Source organism: Williamsia sp. 1138 (assembly GCF_002095435.2).
Taxonomy (GTDB): Bacteria; Actinomycetota; Actinomycetes; order Mycobacteriales; family Mycobacteriaceae; genus Williamsia.
Genome location: NZ_MJEJ02000051.1, coordinates 116432 through 140406, shown reverse-complemented (window position 1 = coordinate 140406; position 23975 = coordinate 116432). Strand labels below are relative to the sequence as shown.

19 protein-coding genes are annotated in these 23975 nt (G+C 65.8%); 15 read left to right on the top strand and 4 right to left on the bottom strand.

Annotated features, from left to right (window positions below; all coding sequences use genetic code 11):
- Positions 1 to 42: 42 nt before the first annotated feature.
- The 5 genes from BH683_RS29080 (at position 43) to truB (ending at position 6476) form a co-directional block, all read left to right on the top strand.
- Entirely contained in the window at positions 43 to 2643 is a 2601-nt protein-coding gene (locus BH683_RS29080) for a LuxR C-terminal-related transcriptional regulator (RefSeq protein ID WP_084838565.1), read from the top strand.
- Between the two features lie 26 nt (positions 2644 to 2669).
- Positions 2670 to 3824, top strand: a complete 1155-nt coding sequence (locus tag BH683_RS22800) for a DUF2235 domain-containing protein (protein WP_084838564.1) — start codon at positions 2670 to 2672, stop codon at positions 3822 to 3824.
- Between the two features lie 83 nt (positions 3825 to 3907).
- The gene (locus BH683_RS22795) at positions 3908 to 4900 is read left to right on the top strand and encodes a metallophosphoesterase (RefSeq protein WP_084838563.1); all 993 of its coding nucleotides are present in this window, start codon (positions 3908 to 3910) and stop codon (positions 4898 to 4900) included.
- Complete coding sequence (locus BH683_RS22790) at positions 4897 to 5550, top strand: 4'-phosphopantetheinyl transferase superfamily protein (protein WP_084838562.1); 654 nt, start codon at positions 4897 to 4899, stop codon at positions 5548 to 5550. Before BH683_RS22795 ends, BH683_RS22790 begins: the two co-directional genes overlap by 4 nt.
- Positions 5547 to 6476, top strand: a complete 930-nt coding sequence (gene truB, locus BH683_RS22785; protein ID WP_084838561.1) for a tRNA pseudouridine(55) synthase TruB — start codon at positions 5547 to 5549, stop codon at positions 6474 to 6476. Before BH683_RS22790 ends, truB begins: the two co-directional genes overlap by 4 nt.
- Before the next feature lie 13 nt (positions 6477 to 6489).
- On the opposite strand, the gene BH683_RS22780 is transcribed toward truB, so the two are convergent.
- Positions 6490 to 7155: a metal-dependent transcriptional regulator gene (locus tag BH683_RS22780; RefSeq protein WP_084838702.1), complete on the bottom strand. Its 666-nt coding sequence runs from the start codon at positions 7153 to 7155 to the stop codon at positions 6490 to 6492.
- A 227-nt stretch (positions 7156 to 7382) separates the two neighbouring features.
- Between BH683_RS22780 and BH683_RS22775 the strand changes: the two genes are divergently transcribed.
- The 5 genes from BH683_RS22775 to BH683_RS22755 all read left to right on the top strand — a co-directional run bounded on the left by BH683_RS22775 (position 7383) and on the right by BH683_RS22755 (position 14686).
- The gene (locus BH683_RS22775; protein WP_084838560.1) at positions 7383 to 8339 is read left to right on the top strand and encodes a bifunctional riboflavin kinase/FAD synthetase; all 957 of its coding nucleotides are present in this window, start codon (positions 7383 to 7385) and stop codon (positions 8337 to 8339) included.
- A 186-nt stretch (positions 8340 to 8525) separates the two neighbouring features.
- Positions 8526 to 8795 (top strand): 30S ribosomal protein S15, encoded by a 270-nt coding sequence (gene rpsO / locus BH683_RS22770; RefSeq protein WP_084838559.1) that lies wholly within the window; start codon positions 8526 to 8528, stop codon positions 8793 to 8795.
- Between the two features lie 372 nt (positions 8796 to 9167).
- A complete protein-coding gene (locus BH683_RS22765) occupies positions 9168 to 11453 on the top strand; it encodes a polyribonucleotide nucleotidyltransferase (RefSeq protein ID WP_084838701.1) in 2286 nt (761 codons plus the stop codon).
- 14 nt (positions 11454 to 11467) lie between these two features.
- Entirely contained in the window at positions 11468 to 12787 is a 1320-nt protein-coding gene (locus BH683_RS22760) for a pitrilysin family protein (protein WP_246833550.1), read from the top strand.
- A 45-nt stretch (positions 12788 to 12832) separates the two neighbouring features.
- Positions 12833 to 14686, top strand: coding sequence for a putative nucleotidyltransferase substrate binding domain-containing protein (locus BH683_RS22755; RefSeq protein WP_246833528.1), 1854 nt, complete (start codon positions 12833 to 12835; stop codon positions 14684 to 14686).
- A gap of 78 nt (positions 14687 to 14764) precedes the next feature.
- Here BH683_RS22755 and ald read toward each other — a convergent pair whose 3' ends face one another.
- The gene (ald, locus tag BH683_RS22750) at positions 14765 to 15877 is read right to left on the bottom strand and encodes an alanine dehydrogenase (RefSeq protein ID WP_084838557.1); all 1113 of its coding nucleotides are present in this window, start codon (positions 15875 to 15877) and stop codon (positions 14765 to 14767) included.
- Positions 15878 to 16013: 136 nt separating this feature from the next.
- On the opposite strand from ald, the gene BH683_RS22745 reads away from it, so the two are divergent.
- Positions 16014 to 16502 carry an Lrp/AsnC family transcriptional regulator gene (locus BH683_RS22745; protein WP_084838556.1) on the top strand — a complete coding sequence of 163 codons (489 nt, stop codon included), beginning with the start codon at positions 16014 to 16016 and terminating at the stop codon, positions 16500 to 16502.
- On the opposite strand, the gene BH683_RS22740 is transcribed toward BH683_RS22745, so the two are convergent.
- Both BH683_RS22740 and BH683_RS22735 read right to left on the bottom strand, forming a co-directional pair.
- Positions 16458 to 17672 carry an FAD-dependent oxidoreductase gene (locus tag BH683_RS22740; protein ID WP_084838555.1) on the bottom strand — a complete coding sequence of 405 codons (1215 nt, stop codon included), beginning with the start codon at positions 17670 to 17672 and terminating at the stop codon, positions 16458 to 16460. The genes BH683_RS22745 and BH683_RS22740 overlap by 45 nt on opposite strands.
- Positions 17669 to 18022: a bifunctional 3-phenylpropionate/cinnamic acid dioxygenase ferredoxin subunit gene (locus BH683_RS22735; RefSeq protein WP_084838554.1), complete on the bottom strand. Its 354-nt coding sequence runs from the start codon at positions 18020 to 18022 to the stop codon at positions 17669 to 17671. The genes BH683_RS22740 and BH683_RS22735 overlap by 4 nt, the downstream gene beginning before the upstream one ends.
- A gap of 230 nt (positions 18023 to 18252) precedes the next feature.
- On the opposite strand from BH683_RS22735, the gene BH683_RS22730 reads away from it, so the two are divergent.
- From BH683_RS22730 to BH683_RS22715, 4 genes are all read left to right on the top strand, one after another.
- Positions 18253 to 19032: an IclR family transcriptional regulator gene (locus tag BH683_RS22730; RefSeq protein ID WP_084838553.1), complete on the top strand. Its 780-nt coding sequence runs from the start codon at positions 18253 to 18255 to the stop codon at positions 19030 to 19032.
- A gap of 121 nt (positions 19033 to 19153) precedes the next feature.
- Positions 19154 to 21625 (top strand): FAD-dependent oxidoreductase, encoded by a 2472-nt coding sequence (locus tag BH683_RS22725; RefSeq protein ID WP_094647674.1) that lies wholly within the window; start codon positions 19154 to 19156, stop codon positions 21623 to 21625.
- Positions 21622 to 22764: an N-methyl-L-tryptophan oxidase gene (gene solA / locus BH683_RS22720; protein WP_084838552.1), complete on the top strand. Its 1143-nt coding sequence runs from the start codon at positions 21622 to 21624 to the stop codon at positions 22762 to 22764. The genes BH683_RS22725 and solA overlap by 4 nt, the downstream gene beginning before the upstream one ends.
- A complete protein-coding gene (locus tag BH683_RS22715; protein WP_084838551.1) occupies positions 22761 to 23933 on the top strand; it encodes an aromatic ring-hydroxylating dioxygenase subunit alpha in 1173 nt (390 codons plus the stop codon). The genes solA and BH683_RS22715 overlap by 4 nt, the downstream gene beginning before the upstream one ends.
- The last annotated feature ends 42 nt before the right edge of the window (positions 23934 to 23975 follow it).

Here is a 23975-nt window from a genome sequence, read left to right as displayed (position 1 = left end):
ATTCATCTCCCTCGGCTTGCGCGGGCAGCCTAGAATCAACGCGTGGCACGCACATGGCCGTTGATCGAGCGCCAGCTGGAATACAAGACGATCCAGGCGGCTCTCGATTCCGAGACGGCTGATCTCGGGGTGGTACTCACCGGTGACCCTGGCGTGGGCAAGACAACCCTGGCCCGGTACGCGACCGGTTCGATGCCGGGGCAGGTCCGATGGGTCGCCGGGACCGAGTCGGCGCGCAGCATCCCGTTGGGCGCGTTTGCGCACCTGGTCGGTCCGACCACCGCCACCGACCCGGTGACGTTCATGTCCGCGGCGCGCGAGTCGCTTCTCTCCGGGGGAGACACGGTGATCGGCGTCGACGACGCGCATCTGCTCGACGAACTCTCCGCCACCCTGCTCCATCAACTGGCCATCGACCGGGCCGTGCGCATCATCGCCACCGTTCGCAGTGGTGAGACCGTGCCCGACGCCGTGACCTCGTTGTGGAAGGATCGACACCTCGTTCGGATCGTGCTGTCGCCCTTCACCAAAACCCAGAGCGTCGAACTCATCGAGTCCGTCCTCGGGGGTCGGCTGGAGGGTTTGAGCGCGGACGTCATCTGGGATGCCTCCGGCGGAAACGCCCTGTACCTGCACCATCTGGTCGAGGGGGCGCTCGAATCCGGTGCGCTGCGCCAGGTGCGCGGGGTATGGCAGCTGCGCGGCCGTGCGGCGGTGACCTCCGAGTTGGCCTCCCTCCTCGAGGGTCGCATCGAGCAACTCGACGATGACGCCCTCTCGGTGCTCAAGCTGCTCACCTTCTGCGAACCGCTCGATCTCGATGTGCTGTGCGAACTCGCCGGGGAGACCGCGGTCGACGATGCCGAGGCTCGCGGCCTCATCCGGGTCGCGAGGGACGGGCAGCATTTCGACGTCCACTACACGCACCCACTGTTCGGGGATGTGATCCGCAGGCGACTCGGAATCGCCTCGGCGAGGCGCCTGCGCGGTCGGTTGGTCACCGCGCTGCTCGCGGACGGTGTGGACACCGCGTCCGAACGTATCCGGCTGGCGGAGCTGTCACTCGACAGTGATCAGAGTCTGGACGTCGAGCTGTTCCTCAAAGCGGCTCATGATGCGATCGCCCTGGCAAACCTGCCTCTGGGCGAGCGCTTCGCGGAGGCGGCGCTCGCCGGTGGTGGGGGACTGGCCGCAGCCGATCTTCTCGCCAGGGCGTTGTTGTGGCAGGGCCGGGCGGAGGACTCCGACGCCGTGCTGACCGCATTCGATCCGGCGGGGCTGGACCAGCTCCAGTTGGTGCAGTGGGGTCTGACCCGCGTCGGCAACCTCTTCTGGTCGATGGGTGACAGCGATCGCGCCGACGAGGTTCTCGAACTCGTGTCCTCGCGTGTGGATCACCCCGCCCTGGAGTTGGTGGTCGAAGGCATGTCGTCTGCGTGTGCGCTGTTCGAAGGCCGACTGGAGGAGGCGCTGCGCCGCGCGCAGGTGGTCCTGGACTCTCCCGGTGCCAGTCCGTGGGCACTGGAGTGGGCGTGCTTCGGGGGCGGCTTGGCGCGTGCCCTCTCGGGTCGGGGCGGTGAAGTCGCCGAACTCGCCGAACGTGGCCAGGCCGTCGAGTCGAAGACCGACGGATTGCTCCGCTTCCCGGCAGGTTTCGGAGAAGTGCTGGGGCTGACGCTGATCGGCGGTTTCGATGTCGCCGAACAACGCGCGGGACGCTATCTTGCGTTCTCCACCGCCGGGCAGTTCCTCGGCTGGGCGCTGGCGAACATCGTGATGGGCACCGTGGACCTCGCCCGTGGAAGGCTGCGCGAGTCCGCCGCCCGATATGAGCAGAGTCTTGCGGCCCTGGACACCACTGCGGGTGCGGCGTGGGGATTTCCGGCCCAGATCGGTCTCGTCCAGTCATACGCCGCGCTCGGTAAGGCCGATGCTGCAGCGAGGGTGCTCGCCGACGCCCGCGGGCGAGCGGGCCGCTACGTGGCCGTCTTCGATCCGCAGTTGGACACCGCGGCGGCCTGGGTCGCCGCCTCCCAGGGCGTCACCGGAGAAGCAATGTCACTGGCTCGCCGTGCGGCGAAAAGCGCTTCAGCAGCAGGCCAATTCGCCGTGGAGGCCGAGGCGCTGCACGCTGCTACCCGTTTCGGGGACGAGACAGCCGCGGGTCGGCTGATCGAACTGGCGGGGCTGATCGACGGCGCCCTCGTGGGTGCGTACGCGCGGCACGCCGCTGCCGTCGCCACCGGCAACGGCTCCGAACTCGACGGCAGTGCGGCCGAGTTCGAGGATCTGGGGGCCATGGCGTCGGCGGCCGATGCTTCGGCCCAGGCCGCAACCGCGCACAGCGGTGCAGGGGAGCGGGCGGCGCTGGCCACCTCTTCTGCACGGGCACACCGGTTGTCGGCTGCCTGTGGGGGTCTTCGCACGCCCGCGATGGTCGCCGCCGCCAATCCGTTGCCGCTGACCGCCAGGGAACGGGAGATCGCCACCCTCGTGGCGGCGGGTCTGTCGAACAAGTCCATCGCGGAGCGCCTCACCGTGTCGGTGCGCACCGTCGAGGGCCACATCTACCGGGCCTGCACCAAGCTTGATCTCACCGACCGAGCGGACCTGGCGACCTTGCTGTCGGGCCGGAGTCGGTGACACCGAGAGGGCGGGGGGGGCCACGCATGAAGAATCTCATCATCTGCTGCGACGGAACGTGGAAGCGCGCCGACGACCAGTACGTCTCGAACATCGAGAAGATTGCCCGTGCCATCGAGACGACGCCGGTCGGCGGCACCATGCAAATCGTCTTCTACACGAGCGGCGTGGGTACGGGAGCCACTGCGGCAGAACGTATCCTGGGCGGCGCATTCGGAATCGGACTGGATTCGGCCATCGTCAGCGCCTACCGGTTCCTCGCTCTCAACTACGAGCCGGGCGACTCGGTGTTCGTCTTCGGATTCAGCCGTGGTGCGTACACCGCGCGGTCGCTGGTGGGCATGACGAAAGCCATCGGATTGCTGACGCCGGACGGGCTCGCCGACAACAAGCTCCGGTCCGCGATCTCGCTCTACCGTGGCCGTCCGCGCCCTGACGAAGAACCGTCAGAGGACTTCCGCAGTGCCAGGAGCGACTTCGCCGCGTCGTGTTACTCCGACGAGGACGTCGAGATCCGTTTCCTCGGTGTCTTCGACACCGTCGGTGCGCTCGGGGTCCCGGGCTTGTCCCGCCAGAAGTACAAGTTCCACGACGTGACCCTCAACCCACGGGTCAAGTGTGCGCGACAGGCGCTTGCCATCGATGAACAACGCCGAACCTTCGCCCCCTGCATCTGGCAACAGGTACGCGGGGAGGACGGCACCCCGGAGAACGCGCTCACCGACGTGAAGCAGGTGTGGTTCGAGGGCGTTCACACCGATGTCGGTGGCGGGTATCAAGAGAGTGCGCTCTCGGATCTCGTGCTCAACTGGATGGTCGCGGAGGCACAGCAGTGCGGATTGGTCGTCGATTCCGGACGGCTCGCCAAGGGACAGAAGACGTCGCCCCTGATCGTGCACGATTCGCTCACCGTGGCGTACCGGTTCATGAATGCGATCAGCCGTGGCCAGCAGAAGTTCAGGCGATTCCCCAAAGCGGTGATCTGGAGGTTCCGTGGTGATCGCCGGTTGCTGGAGTCGGGTGCTGAGGACTGGGGCGTGGCGATCGCCTCAGGCGCCCACCGGCGCTGGACCGAGGCAGCAGACATGGGCGAACCCAGCGCCGTCAACGTGAGCTGGTGGATCCAATGGCTCGGCGAGCACGGACTGGACCCCTCGGTACGTGTGGAGAAGGTCGACTGACCTGGTCTGTGGTGCGGGTGAGTCGGCCGATTTGACCACCCCGGTAGAAATGCAGGAGGGGGCTACCGGAAGGATCTGACGTCATGGCGACATTGTGGGCGGTCAGTGACCTGCACGTCGCGCACCGCGGCAACGAGTCGGTCATCGATCGCATCCACCCGTCGGACGAGGGTGACTGGCTGATCGTCGCCGGTGACGTGAGCGAGCGGACCGACGACATCTCGGACACCCTGCGCCGCCTCAAGGCGCGCTTCGACACCGTGATCTGGACGCCGGGCAACCACGAGCTCTACACCACCGCGAAAGATCCGATGCAGATCTTCGGCGTGGCGCGCTACGACTATCTCGTACAGATGTGCCGCGACCTGGGTGTCGTCACGCCGGAGGACATCTACCCGTTGTTCGATGCCGGCGACGGCTCTGCGCCGGTCCGGGTGGTGCCCATGTTCCTGTTGTACGACTACACCTTTCGGCCGAAGGGGACTGCCAACAAGCTGCAGGCCCTCGCAGTTGCCCGGGAGAACAACGTGGTTGCGACCGACGAGTTCCTGTTGTCGCCCGAGCCGTTCCAGACCCGCGACGCGTGGAGCCGCGCCCGGATCGAGCAGACACGTAAACGGCTGGACCAGCTCGACCCAGCCGAGCCGAAGGTGCTGATCAACCACTGGCCACTGCGCCGGGAACCGACGGACACGCTGATGTATCCCGAGTTCGCCCTGTGGTGTGGCAGCGAACTCACCCACGACTGGCATCAGCGCTACAACGCCTCGTGCTGCGTCTACGGGCACCTGCACATCCCGCGGACCACCTGGTACGACGACATCCGGTTCGAGGAGGTGTCGGTGGGTTACCCGCGCGAATGGAGCCGTCGCGGTCTACCAGACCCGTTGCTCCGCAAGATCGCACCGGACGACGGACTTCGTCCCGAACATCTCCCGGAGCACGGTGCCCGGTTCGAATTGCCGGCCGACTACAAAGAACGCGCCGAGGAGTTCGCCCAGAAATTGGCCAAGAAGCGCGAGGACACCAGAGCCCGCCGCGCGGAGCGGGAACAGAAGCGAGACGGGACGCCATGATCGAGAAGCTGTTGCCCACTGGGGTCGCAGTGGCCGAATCCTTCGGTGAGATGCCTGACGTGGCGCCGCTCGCCGCCGAGGCGGGTCTCATCGCCAGAGCAGTGGACAAGCGCCGCAAGGAGTTCGTCACCACTCGGAATTGTGCGCGAGAGGCCTTGGGGCAGTTGGGTATCGATCCGGTGCCCATCATGCGTGGCGAGAAGGGGGAGCCGCTCTGGCCACGGCAGGTGGTCGGGAGCCTCACCCACTGCGACGGCTACCGCGCCGCCATAGCGGGTTACTCGATGCAGGTGCGTTCGCTGGGAATGGATGCGGAGCCACACGGCCCGTTGCCGGAAGGGGTGCTCGAGCACGTCAGCATCGAACCCGAACGACAGGTCCTTGCGACCCGTGGCGACGACCTGCACTGGGACAGGTTGCTGTTCTGCGCCAAGGAGGCGACCTACAAGGCGTGGTTCCCGCTGACCAAACGCTGGCTGGGATTCGAGGACGCACACATCACCTTCGATCGGACCGACGACAGCGCAGGGACATTCCGCACCGAACTACTCGTCGACGGCAGCACCGTCGACGGCGGAGACCCGCTGCTCGGCTTCGACGGCCGGTGGCTGATCGACTCAGGGCTGGTCATCGCCGTGATCGCTCTATGAGCGCGCCGCGGTCGGGTCTGGACGGGGCGGGCCTGCTGATCATCGACAAGGAGCAGGGTGTCACCAGCCACGACGTCGTCGCCTCATGCCGAAAGCTGCTCAAGACGAGGAAGGTCGGTCATGCCGGCACCCTGGACCCCATGGCGACCGGTGTCCTGGTCCTCGGGGTCGAACGTGCCACCAAGATGCTCGGGTTGTTGTCCCTGACGACAAAGGCTTACACCGCAACCATCCGACTCGGTGCGGACACCGACACCGACGATGCCGAGGGAGTCATCCTCACCCGTACCGACACCGCAGACCTGGACCAGACCCGTGTCGCGACCGAGGTCCAGGCTCTGACCGGGAACATCAGTCAGATCCCCGCGCGGGTCAGTGCGATCAAAGTCGACGGCAAACGGGCCCACGCGCTCGCTCGGGACGGCGCGGAGTTCGAATTGAAGGCCCGTCCGGTCACGGTGTCCCGGTTCGAGGTCCATACGACCACGGTGACGCCATGGGAGGCCGGCGCCGAGGGTGTCTTCACCGATCTGGAGGTCGAGGTGGACTGCTCAGCGGGGACCTACATCCGGTCTCTGGCCCGCGATCTGGGTGCGGCGCTCGGCGTCGGAGGGCATCTGATCGCGTTGCGGCGCACCAGGGTCGGGCCGTTCACGCTGGCCGAGGCCCGGAATCTCAGCGAGCTGGCCGAAGACCCCGCGGTGAGCCTGGGGATCGACGACGCCGCGCAGTTCGCGTTCCCTCATCGCAACATCAGCGCTGACGAAGCGGAGTCGATCAGCCAGGGGCGCTGGCTCGAACCCATCGGGATCGCGGGGACGTACGCCGCCATCGATCCGGACGGTCACACGATCGCTCTGCTGCAGGAGAAGGGCAGGCGGGCGAGTTCGGTGATGGTGGTGCGGCCGGCGACGCTGCGTCAGTGATCGTGACCGGCGCTCAGGCCGGGACCAGCCAGATCGCCTGAGCCGCGATGTCGCCGAGGTCGATCGGGGTTCCGCCGTCGATACAGATCTCGATCGTGCCCGCGAACGGTCGCCGTTCACGGACGACGATGGTGCGGTCGAGCGCGATGCCGACCGAATCGAAGTAGCGCAGCATCTCCGGGTCCGAGTCGGCGATCCGCGCGACGGTGCCGCTGACGCCTGCGTCGAGGTCGGCGAGCACCTTGGCCTGCGGGGAGGGCACGGAACCATCCAGAGCCGGAATGGGATCACCGTGCGGATCACGGGTCGGGTGATCGAGTTTCGCGTCCAGCCGGGACAGGAATCGGTCGGAGACGGCGTGTTCGAGCACCTCCGCCTCGTCGTGCACCTCGTCCCACCCGTATCCGAGTTCCCGGACGAGAAACGTCTCGAGCAGACGGTGCCTGCGAACCATGAGGACAGCAGCCATCCGGCCCGTCTCGGTCAACGTGATGGACCCGTAACGCTCGTGAACGACGAGATCCTGATCGGCGAGCTTACGAATCGCCTCCGAAGCAGTCGACGGTGACACGCCGAGCCTTTCGGCGAGCATCTTGGTGGTGATCTTCTCCGGCTTCCATTCCTGTCCGGTCCAGATCACCTTCAGGTAGTCCTGGGTCACCGAAGAGAGTTCGGCCAACGCCTTCAAGTCGGCGGCGTCGACTGTTACCGAGGAAGCGTCTGATCCCTTCCCGGCGTCCGTGGGAGCGTCTGATGGCGGCACTCTTCGAGCTTAGGGCTCAGGCGTGCACGAGTGGGGATCGGGCGCGCGAGAAAACGCCGGCGACGAAGGACGGGCGCGGCCGGAGTTGATGCTCCGGTGCGGCAGTGTCGCGGCCGCCAGGGTGGGGTCGTAGGCTTAGCGATGTGTTGCGTTGGCGAGGGCTTGACGATATCCCCGCGGACTGGGGCAGATGCGTGGTCACGATCGGCGTTTTCGACGGCGTCCACCGGGGCCACGCCCAACTGATCACGACGGCCACGAAGGCGGCGACCGAGCGCGGCGTCCCCGCCGTCCTGATGACGTTCGATCCACATCCTGCGGAAGTGGTCCGTCCCGGTACCCACCCACCGCAGCTCTCCACCTTGACCCGGAGGGCCGAACTGGCCGAAGAGTTGGGTATCGATGTCTTCTGTGTCATGCCGTTCACCGCGGTGCTGGCGGCACAGAGTCCGAAGGATTTCGCGCACGAGGTGCTCGTGGAGCGACTCCACGCACAAGAAGTGGTGGTCGGCGACAACTTCACCTTCGGTAAGAAGGCCGCCGGAGACGTCGAGGTCCTGAGGACTCTCGGCGAGAAGTTCGGGTTCGGGGTCCAGGCGGTATCGCTGCTGGCCGAGCACGCCGTCACGTTTTCGTCCACCTACATCCGATCCTGCGTCGACGCGGGTGACGTCGCGGCGGCAACCGAGGCGCTGGGTCGTCCGCACCGTGTCGAGGGCGTCGTCGTGCGCGGGGACGGTCGGGGCCGGGAACTCGGATTCCCGACCGCGAACGTCGCGCCGCCGATGTATTCGGCAATCCCGGCCGATGGGGTCTACGCCGCCTGGTTCACCGTGCTGGGACCGGGGCCGGTGGTCGGCCAGGTGGAGCCGGGGGAGAGCTACCGCGCCGCGGTGTCCGTCGGGACGAATCCGACATTCTCGGGGCGGACGAGAACAGTCGAGGCGTTCGTACTCGACACCAAGGCCGACCTCTACGGCCAGCATGTGGCGGTCGATTTCGTCGCGCGTATCCGTGCGCAGGAAAAATACGATTCGGTTCAGGTGCTCATCGATCACATCGCGGCAGATGTCGAGGAGATCCGAAAGTTGTTGCCCTAGAATCTATCTCGTGGCCAGAGCTATCTCTGGCCGAACGATTTGGCCGCATGGGCGGTGCCGCTGTATTGTTGCCCGTTGGTGTGCGCTGCGGTTCGCGGTGGCCTCACCTGGAGAACTGTGGCGGTGGGCAAATATCGCCCGGTTCTCTCACACATACGTACGCGATCATCATCACCAGGAGTTTCTGTGGCACTGACCGTTGAAGAGAAGAAGACCATCCTGGCCGAATACGGCCTGCACGAGACCGACACCGGATCTCCAGAAGCTCAGGTTGCGATGCTGACCAAGCGCATCGTCGATCTCACCGAGCACCTCAAGAAGCACAAGCACGATCACCACAGCCGTCGCGGACTGTTGCTGCTCGTCGGCAAGCGTCGTCGGCTGCTCAAGTACGTGGCCAAGGTGGACGTGCAGCGTTACCGCACGCTGATCGAGCGGCTCGGCCTGCGCCGATAGGTGCAGTCGGGCCCGCCGCGGCGGGCTGAAAAAGTGAAGCATGGCCCGCTGCGGCGGGCTTAAAAAGTGAAGCATGGCCCGCTGCGGCGGGCTTAAAAAGTGAAGATTGACAGCGCCGAGGGTATCGAGTGATACCCTCGGCGTGGCTTTTGTGCAAGGAAGAATGTTCGTCCGTGCGCCCGCTCTGGTGAGCGGTCTTCGGTAGTGGCTCCCGGAACGCAGATCGGCGTCCGGCAGCTTCGATCGATGGCCGTCACCCTCGGCGCCGACTGATCTCCTTCCTCGCTCAGGGCCTACTCGCGTGTGTTTGCCCGCGAGTCACAGACCGTACGCAGGTCGGACCTGTCGTACGACGAGAGGAAACCCCAACACATGACCGACGTCACCACCACCACAGACGCTGTGGAGTACGACGACGAGATCACCGAAGCGACCGCCATCATCGACAACGGCAGCTTCGGAACCCGCACCATCCGCTTCGAGACCGGACGTCTCGCACAGCAGGCCGCAGGTGCGGTCGTCGCTTATCTCGACGAAGAGACCATGCTGCTCTCGGCCACCAGCGCCGGTAAGCACCCGAAAGACCATTTCGACTTCTTCCCACTGACCGTGGACGTCGAAGAGCGGATGTACGCCGCAGGCCGCATCCCCGGATCGTTCTTCCGCCGTGAGGGCCGTCCTTCCACCGACGCGATCCTCACCTGCCGGCTGATCGACCGGCCGCTGCGCCCGTCGTTCGTCGACGGTCTGCGTAACGAGATCCAGGTCGTCGTCACGATCCTGAGCCTCGATCCCAAGGACCTGTACGACGTCGTGGCCATCAACGCCGCCTCGGCATCCACCCAGATCGCCGGGCTCCCGTTCTCCGGCCCGGTCGGTGGCGTCCGCGTCGCACTCATCCCGACCGACGAGAACAAGGCCGGCCAGTGGGTCGCGTTCCCGACCGTTGAGCAGCTCGAAGGCGCCGTCTTCGACATGGTCGTCGCGGGGCGCATCGTCTCCGGCGAAGGCGACACCGCCGACGTCGCGATCATGATGGTCGAGGCCGAGGCCACCGACAACGTGATCGAGCTCATCGCGGGCGGCGCCCAGGCGCCGACCGAGGCGATCGTGGCCGAGGGCCTCGAGGCCGCCAAGCCGTTCATCGCGCGCCTCTGTGAGGCACAGCAGAAGCTCGCCGCCGAGGCCTCGAAGCCGACCGGCGACTTCCCGCTGTTCCCTCCGTACGGCGACGACGTCTTCGCAGCGGTCGAGACCGCGGGGGCAGCCAAGCTCTCCGAGATCTTGACCATCCCGGGCAAGAAAGACCGCGACGACAAGACCGACGAGCTCAAGGCCGAGATCCTCGCACAGCTCGGCGACCAGTTCGAGGGTCGCGAGAAGGAGATCGGCGGGGCGTATCGCTCGCTGACCAAGAAGCTCGTCCGCAAGCGGATCCTCACCGATCACTTCCGGATCGACGGCCGCGGTGTCACCGACATCCGCTCGCTGTCCGCCGAGGTCGCGGTGATCCCGCGTGCCCACGGCAGCTCGCTGTTCGAGCGTGGCGAGACCCAGATCATGGGCGTCACCACCCTCGACATGGTCAAGATGGCCCAGCAGATCGACTCGCTCGGACCCGAGACCAGCAAGCGCTACATGCACCACTACAACTTCCCGCCGTATTCGACCGGCGAGACCGGTCGCGTCGGTTCGCCGAAGCGTCGCGAGATCGGGCACGGCGCACTTGCCGAGCGCGCTCTGATGCCGGTGCTGCCGAGCGTGGAAGAGTTCCCGTACGCCATCCGTCAGGTGTCCGAGGCACTGAGCTCCAACGGCTCGACCTCGATGGGTTCGGTCTGCGCGTCGACGATGTCGCTGCTGAACGCCGGTGTGCCGCTCAAGGCTCCCGTCGCCGGTATCGCCATGGGCCTGGTTTCGGACGAGATCGACGGCCAGACCCGGTACGTCGCACTCACCGACATCCTCGGTGCGGAGGATGCCTTCGGCGACATGGACTTCAAGGTCGCGGGGACCAAGGACTTCGTGACCGCGCTGCAACTCGACACCAAGCTCGACGGAATCCCGTCGCCGGTGCTCGCCTCGGCGCTCTCACAGGCCAAGGATGCCCGGATCACGATCCTCGAGGTCATGGCCGAGGCCATCGACGAGCCCGACGAGATGAGCCCGTACGCGCCGCGCGTGACCACGGTCAAGGTCCCGGTCGACAAGATCGGTGAGGTCATCGGGCCCAAGGGCAAGATGATCAACTCGATCACCGAGCAGACCGGTGCGAACATCTCCATCGAGGACGACGGCACCGTGTTCGTCGGTGCCACCGATGGTCCGTCTGCCCAGGCCGCGATCGACATGATCAACGCCATCGCCAACCCCCAGTTGCCGAAGGTCGGCGAGCGGTTCCTCGGAACCGTGGTCAAGACAACCACTTTCGGTGCGTTTGTCTCGCTGCTCCCCGGTCGCGACGGACTCGTCCACATCTCCAAGCTGGGCAAGGGAAAGCGGATCGGCAAGGTCGAAGACGTGGTCAACGTCGGCGAGAAGCTTCGTGTCGAGATCGCCGACATCGATGATCGCGGCAAGATCAGCCTCGTCCCCGTCGAAGATGATGCGGACGCCGCGGCGCCTGCCGACGTCGACGCCACCGAGGCGAAAGCCTGAGTAACACAGCTGGTCTGACGGCTGCGCAGCGCTCTGCGACGCCGGACACCCACCGGGCAGTACGGAGATCCGTACTGCCCGGTGGGCTGCGCGTGGTCACCGAATACCTCCCGGGCGTGCGATCGGCGTCCGTCGGGTTGTGGGTCGCAGTCGGATCGCGTGACGAGAAGCCTTCGGTGGCCGGTGCCGCGCACTTCCTCGAACATCTGCTGTTCAAGTCGACGCCCACCCGGTCGGCGGCCGGCACAGCGGAACAGATCGACGCGATCGGCGGTGAACTGAACGCGTTCACCGGGAAAGAACAGACCTGCTACTACGCGCACGTGCTCGACGAGCACCTCGCGACTGCCGTCGACATCGTGGGCGACGTGGTGCTGCGCGGGCAATGTCGTTCGGAGGACGTGGACATCGAGCGGGCAGTGGTGCTCGAAGAGATCTCGATGCGCGACGACGACCCGGAAGATCTGCTGGCGGACCTGTTCATGACCGCCATGTACGGCGACCACCCCATCGGCAGGCCCGTGATCGGTTCAGTCGAGTCGGTCACGGCCATGTCCAGGGCCCAGATCCGCTCGTTCCACCAGCGCCGGTACACCCCGGACAAGATGGTGCTCTCGGTCGCGGGGAACGTCGACCATGCATCGGTGCTCGCAGCTGTGCGATCGACCTTCGCCGGACATCTCTCGGGGAAGGTGCCACCTGCGCCGATCCGGGTGGGTGCCAAAGCGATCGGTGGCAGGCCCGCCCTCGAGGTCTCGTACCGGGACACCGAACAGGCGCACCTGCTGCTCGGCGTCCGCGGGCCCGGGCGGGGCAATCCCGACCGGTGGGCGCTGTCGGTACTGAACACCGCCCTGGGCGGGGGATTGAGTTCGCGACTGTTCCAGGAGGTCCGGGAATCCCGCGGACTCGCGTATTCGGTCTACTCCTCGGTGGACTCGTTCGCCGACATCGGGGCCTTCTCGGTGTACGCCGGCTGCTCACCCGACCACCTGTCCGAGGTTGTGACCGTCATCGACGACATCTTGACCCAGGTGGCGGCAGATGGGATCACCGACGAAGAACTCGCGCGGGCCAAAGGGTCACTGCGGGGTGCGATGGTGCTCGGTCTCGAGGATTCGCAGTCCCGGATGCACCGCAACGGACGCGGCGAGATCAACTACGGCAAACAGATGTCCGTCGATCAGACGTTGCGCAAGATCGACCGGGTCACAGTGGCCGACACCCACCGGGTAGCGCGTGAGCTGCTCTCGCGACCTTTCGGGGCAGCGGTCGTCGGACCGTACCGCAGCCGCAGGCAACTACCGAAGTCGCTCACCTCATTGGTGAACTGACGTCTTGATCGCGCTCATGCGGCGATGAACTGGCACCATGAGCCCATGGTGTCGATCGCAGAGTTCCTTGCCGGGTACCCGCCCTTCGATGCGCTCGCCGCAGACGAACTGGTGCGGATCGCTGCAGCGTCTCGGCTGGAAGACCATGCCTCCGGCAGCCAGATCATGGACGGCTTCACCGACCAGGTCGAAGAGCTGGCCGTGGTGGTCGCCGGCCAGGTGGAGTTGTGGAACTCGCCCGATCACAAGCCCGACGGTCCCGACGAGATCCTGGGGCCCGGAGGCGTTTTCGGTTATTCAGCAATGCTGACCGGATCGTCGATAGGCCCACTCGCCATCGCTGCCGGGCCCGTCCAGGCCTGCCGGATCCCGGGCCCGATCGTTCGGCCGGTGTTCTCGTCGCTGGCGGGCGCAGAGTTCTTGGCGCGCAAATTGACCGTCGCGCAACGCACCGATTCGCTGTCGATCAACGATTACGGCACTGTCGACGAACTGATCCGCACTGCGCCGGTCGTCGGCAGCGGCGACATGACGGTACAGCAGGCCGCCCAGAAGATCTCCGAACACCACAGCGGCTACATCGTGATCCCCTGCGAGGACGGGCGTTTCGGGCTGCTCACCGACCGTGACATCAGAGCGCGGGTGGTCGCCGCGGGCGGTGATCTGCAACAGCGGGTTGCGCAGGTGATGACGTTCCCGGCGATCACCGCCGCCACCAGCGCCCCGGCCTCGGATGTGCTTGTCGACATCCTCGAACAGGACCTCACGTGTGTTCCGGTCGTGGATCCGGGCGGGCACCTCAAGGGAGTGGTGCTGCCGGGCGACTTCGTCAACGCGCCTGCCGGTGTGAGTGTCACTCTGCGAGAACAGATCACCCGATCTGATTCGATCGAGACCCTGCAGGAGCGGGGGCGCCGGATGCGCTACCTGGTGGCGGACCTGCTCCGGCGCGGGCGGCCGTCGTTCGAGGTGACGGCGGTGCTGTCCGTCGTCACCGACGCCCTGGTGCGCCGCGCCCTGGAAATGGTGCTGGCCGAGCATCCCGAACTCGATCCGGCCGCGTTGACGTGGCTGTCGCTCGGCAGCAACGCGCGCCGAGAGCCGGTGCTCAGCTCTGACGTCGACAGCGCGGTGTCGTTCGACGAGTCTGTGTCGAGTCCGGAGGAGATGGCCCGTTATCGGGCGGCGTTCGCGGAGGTGGGTGAGGTGCTGCGCGGATGTGGACTTGCCGGTGACACCAACGGCGCCACCGCTGCGATGCCGCTGTTCGCCCGGACCCATGGGCAATGGCGCGAGGCAGCGCAGCAGTGGCTGGTCTCGCCGCTCGACAACAAGGGCATGATCTTGGCGTCGCTACTACTCGACGGCAGACCGATCTGGGGCGACCCGGGCGCGACAGCCGTGTCCGAGGTGTTCGGTGAATTGCGCAAACACCCGGGGACGATGCGGCTGCTACTCGCCGAATCCCTGTCGTATCGGGCGAAGGTCCGCTCGATGCGCGATGTCCTCTCGCGGCGCGGTGGCACGTTCGACATCAAGAGTCACGCACTGATACCCGTCATCAACATCGCCCGGTGGGCTGCGCTGAGTGTGCAGAGCCCGGAATTGGGCACCCGCGCGCGACTGGCCGCCGCCGCGGGCAGTCCGATGCTGACCGACGACAACGCCCACACGCTCATCGAGGTGTTCGAGGTCCTGCAGAAGATCCGCCTCACCTACCAGGTCGCGCAGGTCGACCGGGGCGAGACGGCAACGGATGTACTGACCATGCAACGCCTTTCGCCGCTGGACCGCAGCCTGGTCGGACAAGCCGTCCGGGAGGTCTCTTCAGTTCAGCGGCGAATGGAGAACATGTCGCACTATCTGTCCGTCAAGGAGTGGGCCGAACCGGGCACGTGACCCGGGCCACCCCGATTTTGGTGGGTTGTGGCGACGCCGACCTGGGGAAACGTTCGCCAGAAGCCACCAACTCCGGGATCAGACAGTGAGCGGTGAGCTTCCCAGCGGGATGTCGAGGGCGTCGGAGACGTGAGGGCAGAGGAGTTCACCCTGGTGCGTGCTCAGCCCCTTGGCCAAAGCCGGGTCGCGGCGCAGGGCTTCGACCCAGCCGAGGTCGGCAAGGCGTAACACGTAGGGAAGGGTCGCCCCGGTGAGTGCCATCGTCGAGGTACGCGCCACGGATCCGGGCATGTTCGCGACACAGTAGAAGACCGAGTCGTGGACCATGAAGGTCGGATCGTCATGGGTGGTGGGTCGAGAATCTTCGAAGCAGCCGCCCTGATCGATGGCGATGTCGACGAGAACCGACCCCGGCTTCATCTGTGCCACCAGAGAATTGGATACCAAGACGGGGGCCTTCGCGCCGGGCACCAGCACGGCGCCGATCACCAGGTCGGCCTTCTTGATCGCCTCGTCGAGGTCGAGTGTGGTGCTGTATCGGGTGTGCACGCGTCCGTTGAAACGAGCATCGATGGCGCGGAGTTTGGTGATGTCGAGGTCGAAGACGGTGACGTCGGCGCCCATGCCGACTGCGATGGTCGCGGCATTGACGCCGCTGACGCCGCCACCGATCACGACGACCTCGGCAGGTACGGTGCCGGGCACGCCGCCCATGAGCACGCCGCGGCCACCGGCCGAGCGCATGAGGTGATAGGCGCCGACCTGCGGTGCGAGCCGTCCGGCGACCTCACTCATCGGGGCGAGCAGCGGCAGCGACCCGTCAGCGGCCTGAACTGTCTCGTAGGCGACCGCCGTGGTGCCGGAGCTCAGCAGCGCCTCGGTGCACGCACGGCTGGCGGCCAGGTGCAGGTAGGTGAACAGCGTTTGACCCTCCCGCATGAGCTCGTACTCGGGCGCGATCGGTTCTTTGACCTTCAGCAACAGGTCGGCCTGCTCCCACACCTCGCGGGCGGTACCCAGGATCTGCGCGCCGGCCTCCTTGAAGTCGGTGTCGGCGATCGCCGAGCCGCTTCCGGCCTCATGCTCGATGATCACCTCGTGGCCGCGCCGCGTGAGTTCGGCGACCCCAGCCGGGGTGATGGCAACGCGGTACTCGTTGTTCTTGATCTCGCGTGGGACGCCGACGCGCATGGCTGGACTCTCCTTGATCTGGATGGGATCGGTGTGTTCAACAGCGTGAACAAACGTCGGGAAAGTAGCAACACTTCTGAACATAATTCTTCAACGGAGTAGTATTCTGATCAAATGTTCACAGAAGGGCGCTGCGATGGCACTCGAACCGAATAATATTCGGGCTCGAACGGCGAGTCTCGACGACATCGACAGACGCCTGTTGACCCTGCTCCAGGCTGATGCCCGGGCGTCGAACAGCGCGTTGGCGTCCGAGGTGGGAATCGCCGCATCGACGTGTCATGGCCGGATCCGCCGCCTCATCGAGCTCGGGGTGGTTCGTGGGTTCTTCGCCGACATCGACCCGGCAGCGGTCGGCCGGCCTTTGCGAGCGATGGTGGCGGTGAGTCTGCAATCGGACGCTCGAGGGCAGATCCGGCGCTTCGTCGCCGAGATCGGGCAGAAGGACGATGTGATCGATGTCTTCTTCTTGGCAGGGGCTGACGACTACCTGTTGCATGTCGCCACCGCGGACACCGAGAGCCTGCGTCAGTTTGTCGAGATGCTCAATTCTCGGCCCGAGGTGTCGGGAACCACGACGTCACTGGTGTTCGACCATCTGCGCGGATCGGCGCCGGTCTTCTGAACGGTCGAGTTCCTTGCGTAATCGGGTGAACAATCGACCGCCGTCGACGGCCACCACTGCCGAGGGACGGTCGGCCGCGCCGAACGTCGCGACGAAGGAATCGGTGTCCGGTCCACCGTCGACATAGATGGGGTCCGTGCCGGTGGGCACTGCGCCGCACACCTGGAGCCTGGTGCCGTACTGGTCCGACCAGAAGTACGGGGCGACGGTCTTGGGGGCCGCCAGGCCCAGCAGTCGCCGGGCGGCTCGACGCGAATGGTCGAGCGCGCCCGACCAGTGTTCTTGCCGCAGGTGTAGCCCGGTCTTGGGGTCGTAGACCCGCGCGCAGTCGCCGACCGCGTAGACCCCGCCAACCGCGGTGGCGCAGTCGGCGTCCGTGAGGACCCCGGTGTCCAGGGCGACGCCGGAGGCTTTGAGCCACTCGGTGTTCGGAACAGCTCCGATACCGATGACCACCACGTCTGCGGGCAGCTCGCTGCCATCGGCGAGGGTCACCGATTCGACGCAATCGGACCCGTTGATGGTGTCGATCGCAGCACCGGTGAGCAGGCGAACGCCGTGCGCTGCGTGCCGGCGATGTAGGCGGGCCGCGAGTTCTGGCCCCACTATCGCGGCACCGGGCGCCTCTGACGCTTCCACGATGGTGACCTTCTTGCCCAGAGAGGATGCGCTGGATGCCACCTCGCACCCGATGAATCCGCCGCCGATGACGACGACATGCGTGCCATCACGCAGGGATTCGGCCAACGCCGCGGCGTCGTCGATTGTTCGGAGCGTGTGGACCCCCCTGAGCTCCGTCCCGATCAGAGTGCGTGCGCGGGACCCGGTGGCGGCGATCACGGCCTGCGCTTCGACGACGCGCCCATCGTCGAGCTCTACCGTGTGTCCGGTGTCGGTGTGTCGCAGTCCGGTCGCTCCGACTCCGAGCCGCCAGGTGAAACCGGCGTAATCGTCAGCATCGGTGAGCGTCAACGACTCCGGCGGGTCGGCCTGGTGCAGGATGCCTTTCGACAGTGGGGGACGGTCGTACGGGTAGTGGCCCTCGGCGCCGATCAAGGTGATTGACCCGGTGTGGCCGAGGGTCCTGAGCTCACGTGCGGTGGACAAACCTGCCAGCGAGGCCCCGACGATCGCCACCGAGGCCGTTGATGCCGCGCCGTCACCACTCATGCCGCGTCGGTCGCGCTCAGACGCAGATAGATGTTCCCGTCGTCGTGGACGACGGTCTGGTGGGTGCGGACCGGGAGTTTGGCGGGCGGGCCGGACGGCATCCCGGTTCGTAGGTCGAAACAGGCCTCGTGAAGAGGGCACTCCACGGCGCAATCCTCGACCCACCCGTCGGCGAGGGAGGTGTCCTGGTGGGTGCAGGTGTCGTCGATCGCGAACACCCCGTCGTCCGTGTGGAAGACCGCGATGGGCGCCCGGCCCGGCGGCGTCACCCGCATGACCTCACCCGAGGGGAGTGCGTCGGTGCTCGCGACCAGGTAGTGCGCGATGTCCTGATGGGGGAGGGTTGTCATGGCGGCCTCGTGGAGTCGGGGGGTGTATGGCGACGGCCAGTTGCGTACGTTGCAACAAGAATCGTTATGCGCAACAGATTGGCAGCCATGAGTCGTGTCGTCAAGCTGATCAACGGGTGTTTTGCATTACCCGTGCGCACAGCCTCGACAGGGTGTGTCGGGCGAGCTCGGCGCGGCGAGTCACGGGTCTCGAGGAACGTGTCGTGGACGTCCGATTAGGGTGATCAGCGATGACTGAAGCCGAGAACGAAACCCGCCCCGCGTCGATCCAATCAGTCGACCGGGCGTTGCAGGTCCTGGAGATCCTGGCCAGGGAGGGCCAAGGCGGGGTGTCCGAGATCGCGGACACGTTGGGGGTGCACAAGTCGACCGTGTCGCGTCTGGTCTCGGTCCTCGAGGCCCGGGGGTTCGTGGAGCAGCTCGCCGACCGGGGCAAATACCGGCTCGGCTTCACGCTCGTCCGACTGGCCGGGGCGACCATGGCCACCAGGGACCTGGGCAAGGAGAGCCGGGATGTGTGCGAGCCGCTGGCCGCAGAGGTGGGTGAGACCGTGAACCTGGCGATCCTCGAGGGCGATCGCGCGATCAACATCACCGAGTCCAGCGGCCCGTCGGGTATCGCTCTGCGCACCTGGGTCGGCCAGAGCTCACCGGCCCACGCCACCTCCAGTGGGAAGGCATTGCTGGCAGCCCTGACCGATCGCGAACTCTCGGTCTCGCTCGACGAGACCCTCGAACGCTTCACCGACCGCACAATCGTCGATCGGGGTGCGCTGGTCGAGGAACTGCACCTCATCGCGGCACGGGGGTGGTCCGGTGCGGTGGAGGAACTCGAGGAGGGCCTCAATGCGATCGCGGCTCCGGTGCGTGATCACACCAGCGATGTCGTTGCGGCACTGAGTATCTCAGGCCCCAGCTTTCGGCTGACGCCGGAGACCATGGAATCGCTGGCGCCACGCATCCGCGATGCGGCCTTGGAGGTCAGTCGGCGGATCGGCTTTCCGGGCTGATCGCGGGTCGGCTTGACACCGGGGCACACCCGGGCTCACCATTTGTTGCGTAGAGCACGACGTGTTGCAGATAGCGCAACAACTGGATGGCTCCGTTGTCAGATCGGTTTGGAGACCTCTGGTGGGACAGCCGCGATACCTCATCATCGGCGCCGGCGTGGTCGGGTCATCTCTTGCCGATGAGCTGACCGAACTGGGCTGCACGGATGTGACGGTCCTCGACCGCGGGCCCTTGACGCCGGGAACGACCGTGATGACGGGTGGTTCGAGTTCGCACGCACCCGGCTTGGTGTTCCAGACCAATGCCTCTCGCACGATGTCCGGGTTCGCGCAGTACACCGCGCAGAAGTTCGCGGCGCTCAATCAGCCAGGCACCCTCGCGTTCAACGCCGTGGGTGGCCTCGAAGTCGCGACAACGCCCCAGCGACTGGCCGAGCTCTCCCGCAAGCAGGGATGGGCCAAGGTTGCGGGGATCCCGGCCGAGTTGCTCACTCCCGCCGAGTGTGTGGCCCTGCACCCCCTGCTCGATCGCGGACTCGTGCTCGGTGGTCTGCACACGCCGACCGACGGACTCGCCGGGGCGCCTGCGGCGATCACCGCGCAGATGGATCGTGCAATCAGCCGTGGGGCCGTCTTCGTCGGTGACCAGGTCGTGGTCGAGGTGCTGCAGCGCGGGGATTCGGTGGTAGGTGTGCGAACGGCTGACCGGGTCTTTCATGCCGACGTCGTCATCTCCTGCGCGGGATTCTGGGGGGCGCAACTCGGTGAGCTCGTCAATCTGGTGGTACCTCTGGTGCCGATGGGCCACCAGTACGCGAAAACAACGGCAATAGAAGCGCTTTCGGCTCACCGCGATGCAGGTCGCGGTCATGCGGATGCTGCGCTACCGATCCTTCGGCACCAGGACGCCGACCTCTACTACCGCCAGCACGGTGACCAGATCGGTATCGGCTACTACGGCCACCGGCCGATGCCGGTGGACATGAACCGGCTCTACGCGGCCACCGCCGCCGAGACGATGCCGTCCATGTTGCCGTTCACCTCGGAAGATTTCGATCCGGCCTGGACCGAGACCATGCGGATGCTGCCGGATGTCGCCTCCGCACAGGTGGTCGACGGATTCAACGGCATTTTCTCCTTCACCCCCGACGGAGGCCCGATGATGGGCGAGCACCCCAATCTGGATGGGTTCTGGGTCGCCGAGGCAGTGTGGGTCACGCACTCGGCCGGTGTGGCGAAGGCCATGGCGCACTGGATCACCCAAGGGACTCCCGACATCGACCTGCACGGGTGCGACCTCGGGCGGTTCGCCGACGCTCAGCTGCAACCCGACTACGTCGCAGACACCAGCGCCCAGGGTTTTGTCGAGGTGTACGACATCATCCATCCGCGGGAGCCGCGGTCGGTGCAGCGCGACATCGCCGCCAGTCCCTTTCACGAACGCCAAATGGCCGCCGGCGCGGTCTTCCATGTGGGACGACAGTGGGAACGGCCGGCCTGGTACGAGTCGAATGCGCCACTGGTGGACGCGCATGAGCACTATCCGGTCGACGCGTGGGCCGAACGCCACTGGTCCCCGATCGTGCTCGCCGAGGCAATGGCAACGCGGGAGCGGGCCGGGTTGTACGACATGACCTCACTGATGAGGCTCGAGGTGAAGGGGCCGGATGCGGCCACTTTCCTCAGCGGGTTGCTGACCCGTACCGTCGACCGGCCCGTCGGAACGGTGGTCTACGCACTGCTGCTCGACGCGCGCGGTGGAGTCCGCAGCGACGTCACCGTTGCGCGTCTGGGAGACAATCACTTTCAACTCGGGATCAACGGCCCACTCGACATCGACTGGTTGCGCAGACACTGCCGCGGAGACGACGTGACGATCACCGACATCACCTCCTCGACGTGCTGCATCGGCGTCTGGGGGCCGCGGGCCCGCGACCTGGTGGCGCCGCTCTGCTCGATCGATCTGCGAGACGAGACCCTCGGATACTACAAAGCCGCAAAGGCGAAGATCGCTGGTGTCGATGTGACGATGCTGAGGATCTCCTACGTCGGCGAATTGGGCTGGGAGATCTATGCCGACAACACCGACGGTGCGACATTGTGGGATCGGCTTGCGGAGGCGGGGAAGTCGGTCGGTGCGGTTCTGGCAGGGCGGAGCGCCCTTGATGTACTCAGGCTCGAAAAAGGTTATCGCTCATGGGGGCACGACATGACGACCGAGATGACACCTGACGAGGCCGGTATCGGCTTCGCGGTCGGGAAGAAGCACGAGTTCCTCGGCAAGGAGGCACTGGCACAACGTCCGACCACCTGCGTGCTCCAGACCGTGGTCGCCGTCGATCCGAACGCGATCGTGCTCGGAGGCGAACCCGTCGCCGCCGATGGCGCGGTGATCGGCCATGTCACCTCGGCGGCGTTCTCTCCTCACGTCGGACGCACCATCGCCTATGTAAGGGTCTCGCCCGACGTGGCGGTCGGCGACAAGGTGACGATCGAATACTTCAACCGCCGCTTCGATTTCACCGTCAGCGAACCGGTGCTCGTCGACCCCGCGGGCGATCGGATCAAGGGTTTGACGGGAGCCGTGCGTTGAGCGACACACCATATGACGTCATCGTCCTCGGACTCGGAGGAATGGGCTCTGCGGCGGCGTATCACCTCGCGGCCCGTGGCAGCCGGGTCCTGGGTCTCGAGCGCTTCACCCCCGCGCACGACCACGGTTCGAGTCACGGCGGATCGCGGATCATCAGGCAGTCGTACTTCGAGGACCCCGCCTACGTCCCGTTGCTCCTGCGTTCGTATGAATTGTGGGAAAAGCTCAAGCAGGACAGCGGGATAGATGTCTATTCGATCACCGGCGGGCTTTTCATGGGACCCGAGGAATCCACAACGTTCTCGGGTTCCCGCCGGGCCTCTGAGCAATGGGATCTGGCGCACGAGGTGTTGACCGACCGCGAGGTGCATCGCCGTTTTCCGGCGTTCGACCCGCCGGCAGGACAGATGGCGCTGTACGAGAGCATGGCCGGATTCGCCCGCCCGGAGGCCACGGTGCAGGCGCACATCGGCCTCGCGCAGAAGGCCGGCGCCGACCTCCACTTCGGCGAACCGGTCACATCCTGGTCGGACTCCGGGGACGGTGTCCTGGTGACCACAGAGGCGGGCACGTACCGCGCCGCGCATCTGGTGGTGTGTCCCGGGGCCTGGGCGCCGAAGATACTCTCCGACATCGGCGTCCCCATCCGGATCGAGCGTCAGGTGATGTACTGGATCGACCCCGTTGCGGGATCCGCTCCGATGGAGGGTGGCCCCATCTACATCCACGAGACCGATGAGGTCGAACAGATCTACGGATTCCCGCCCATCGACGGGCCCGGCGGCGGCGCCAAGGTCGCCTTCTTCCGCAAAGGTGAGGATTGCACGCCCGAGACGATCGACCGGACGGTGTACCCACACGAGATCGAGGCGATGGTCGAACGGGTGGGCAGGTTGCTGCCCGGCTTGACCGGGTCGGTACTCGACACCGCGACGTGTATGTACTCGACCACCCCGGACGAGAACTTCGTCATCGCAAGGCATCCCGGACACCGCAATGTGACTGTCGCCTGCGGTTTCTCCGGGCACGGGTTCAAGTTCGTTCCCGTGGTGGGTGAGGTCCTCGCGGATCTTGCCATCGACGGCGGCACCACCCACCCCATCGACCTCTTCGATCCGAACAGGCTGGCCGACGTATGACCATCACCGAAGCCTCAGGGCACCAGCAACACCCGGCACCGCCGGCGGCAGTCCCCGGCGCGCCCGCGTTGCTGGCGACCCTGGGAGGGCAGGCGTACACCGACTCCGGTTACTTTGCCGCAGAGCAGGCGTCCATCTTCGAGCAGATGTGGTTCTGTGCTGTCCTTGCCGCTGATGTGCCGAACACCGGCAGTTTCAAAACGGTGATCGTCGGGCGGGAAAGCGTGATGATCGTCCGGGGTCGCGATGGTCGCTTGCGGGCCTTCCTCAACAGTTGCCGTCATCGTGGGGCGGTTGTCTGCACGGAACCGGAGGGGCAGGTGCGCCGTAATCTGCAATGCTCGTACCACGCATGGACCTACGGGCTCGACGGCAAACTGGTGGCAGCGCCCAACCTCGCCGACCTGGGGGAGATCGACCGCACCGCATACGGTCTGATCCCTGTCGCGACGCAGGAGTGGCTCGGGTATGTGTGGGTGTGCCTGTCCGACTCTCCTCCGTCGTTCGCCGAGTCCGTCCAGGGAGCGGTGACCGAACGGCTCGGCGACGCGGAGTCCATCGAGCGGTACGAGGTCGACCGACTGGTGCTGGGCAGGCGTGAGCGTTATGAGGTGGCGTCGAACTGGAAGCTGATCATCGAGAACTTCATGGAGTGCTACCACTGCGCCACCATCCATCCGGAGCTGACTGAGGTACTGCCCGAGTTCGCCGATGGGCTCGCGGCCCAGTACTACGTCGGCCATGGAGCACTGTTCGGGGACGACGTCGAGGGCTTCACCATCGATGGCTCAACAGGTTTGGGCGTTTTGCCTGAATTGTCGGAATCTCAGGATCGTAGGTACTACGCGATCACCGTTCGCCCCCAGGTGTTCATCAACCTGGTTCCCGACCACGTCATCGTGCACCGGATGTATCCGACGGCCGTCGACAAGACAGTCGTCGAATGCGATTGGCTCTATCACCCAGGGGTTTTGGCGTCGGGGGCGGATCTGGACAAGTCGGTCGAACTGTTTCACCGCGTCAATCTGCAGGACTTCGAGGCGTGCGAGCGAACGCAACCGGGAATGGCTTCGCGCGCCTATCGACGTGGTGGGGTACTCGTGCCCGCCGAACACCACATCGCCGAATTTCACGATTGGGTGCGCACGATGGCCGGACCCGTCGCATAGTTGACCGGTCACCGTGCACTGGCTCGGTGACCGGAAGGACGT

Bases quoted from the DNA above. Each gene is read 5' to 3' on its own strand.
- BH683_RS22755 (WP_246833528.1), top strand. From the start codon at position 12,833: ATGGTGTCGATCGCAGAGTTCCTTGCCGGGTACCCGCCCTTCGATGCG.
- BH683_RS22735 (WP_084838554.1), bottom strand. From the start codon at position 18,022: ATGACAACCCTCCCCCATCAGGACATCGCGCACTACCTGGTCGCGAGC.
- BH683_RS22740 (WP_084838555.1), bottom strand. From the start codon at position 17,672: ATGAGTGGTGACGGCGCGGCATCAACGGCCTCGGTGGCGATCGTCGGG.
- BH683_RS22745 (WP_084838556.1), top strand. From the start codon at position 16,014: ATGGCACTCGAACCGAATAATATTCGGGCTCGAACGGCGAGTCTCGAC.
- BH683_RS22795 (WP_084838563.1), top strand. From the start codon at position 3,908: ATGGCGACATTGTGGGCGGTCAGTGACCTGCACGTCGCGCACCGCGGC.
- BH683_RS22800 (WP_084838564.1), top strand. From the start codon at position 2,670: ATGAAGAATCTCATCATCTGCTGCGACGGAACGTGGAAGCGCGCCGAC.
- BH683_RS22715 (WP_084838551.1), top strand. From the start codon at position 22,761: ATGACCATCACCGAAGCCTCAGGGCACCAGCAACACCCGGCACCGCCG.
- BH683_RS22790 (WP_084838562.1), top strand. From the start codon at position 4,897: ATGATCGAGAAGCTGTTGCCCACTGGGGTCGCAGTGGCCGAATCCTTC.
- BH683_RS22765 (WP_084838701.1), top strand. From the start codon at position 9,168: ATGACCGACGTCACCACCACCACAGACGCTGTGGAGTACGACGACGAG.
- truB (WP_084838561.1), top strand. From the start codon at position 5,547: ATGAGCGCGCCGCGGTCGGGTCTGGACGGGGCGGGCCTGCTGATCATC.
- ald (WP_084838557.1), bottom strand. From the start codon at position 15,877: ATGCGCGTCGGCGTCCCACGCGAGATCAAGAACAACGAGTACCGCGTT.
- BH683_RS22730 (WP_084838553.1), top strand. From the start codon at position 18,253: ATGACTGAAGCCGAGAACGAAACCCGCCCCGCGTCGATCCAATCAGTC.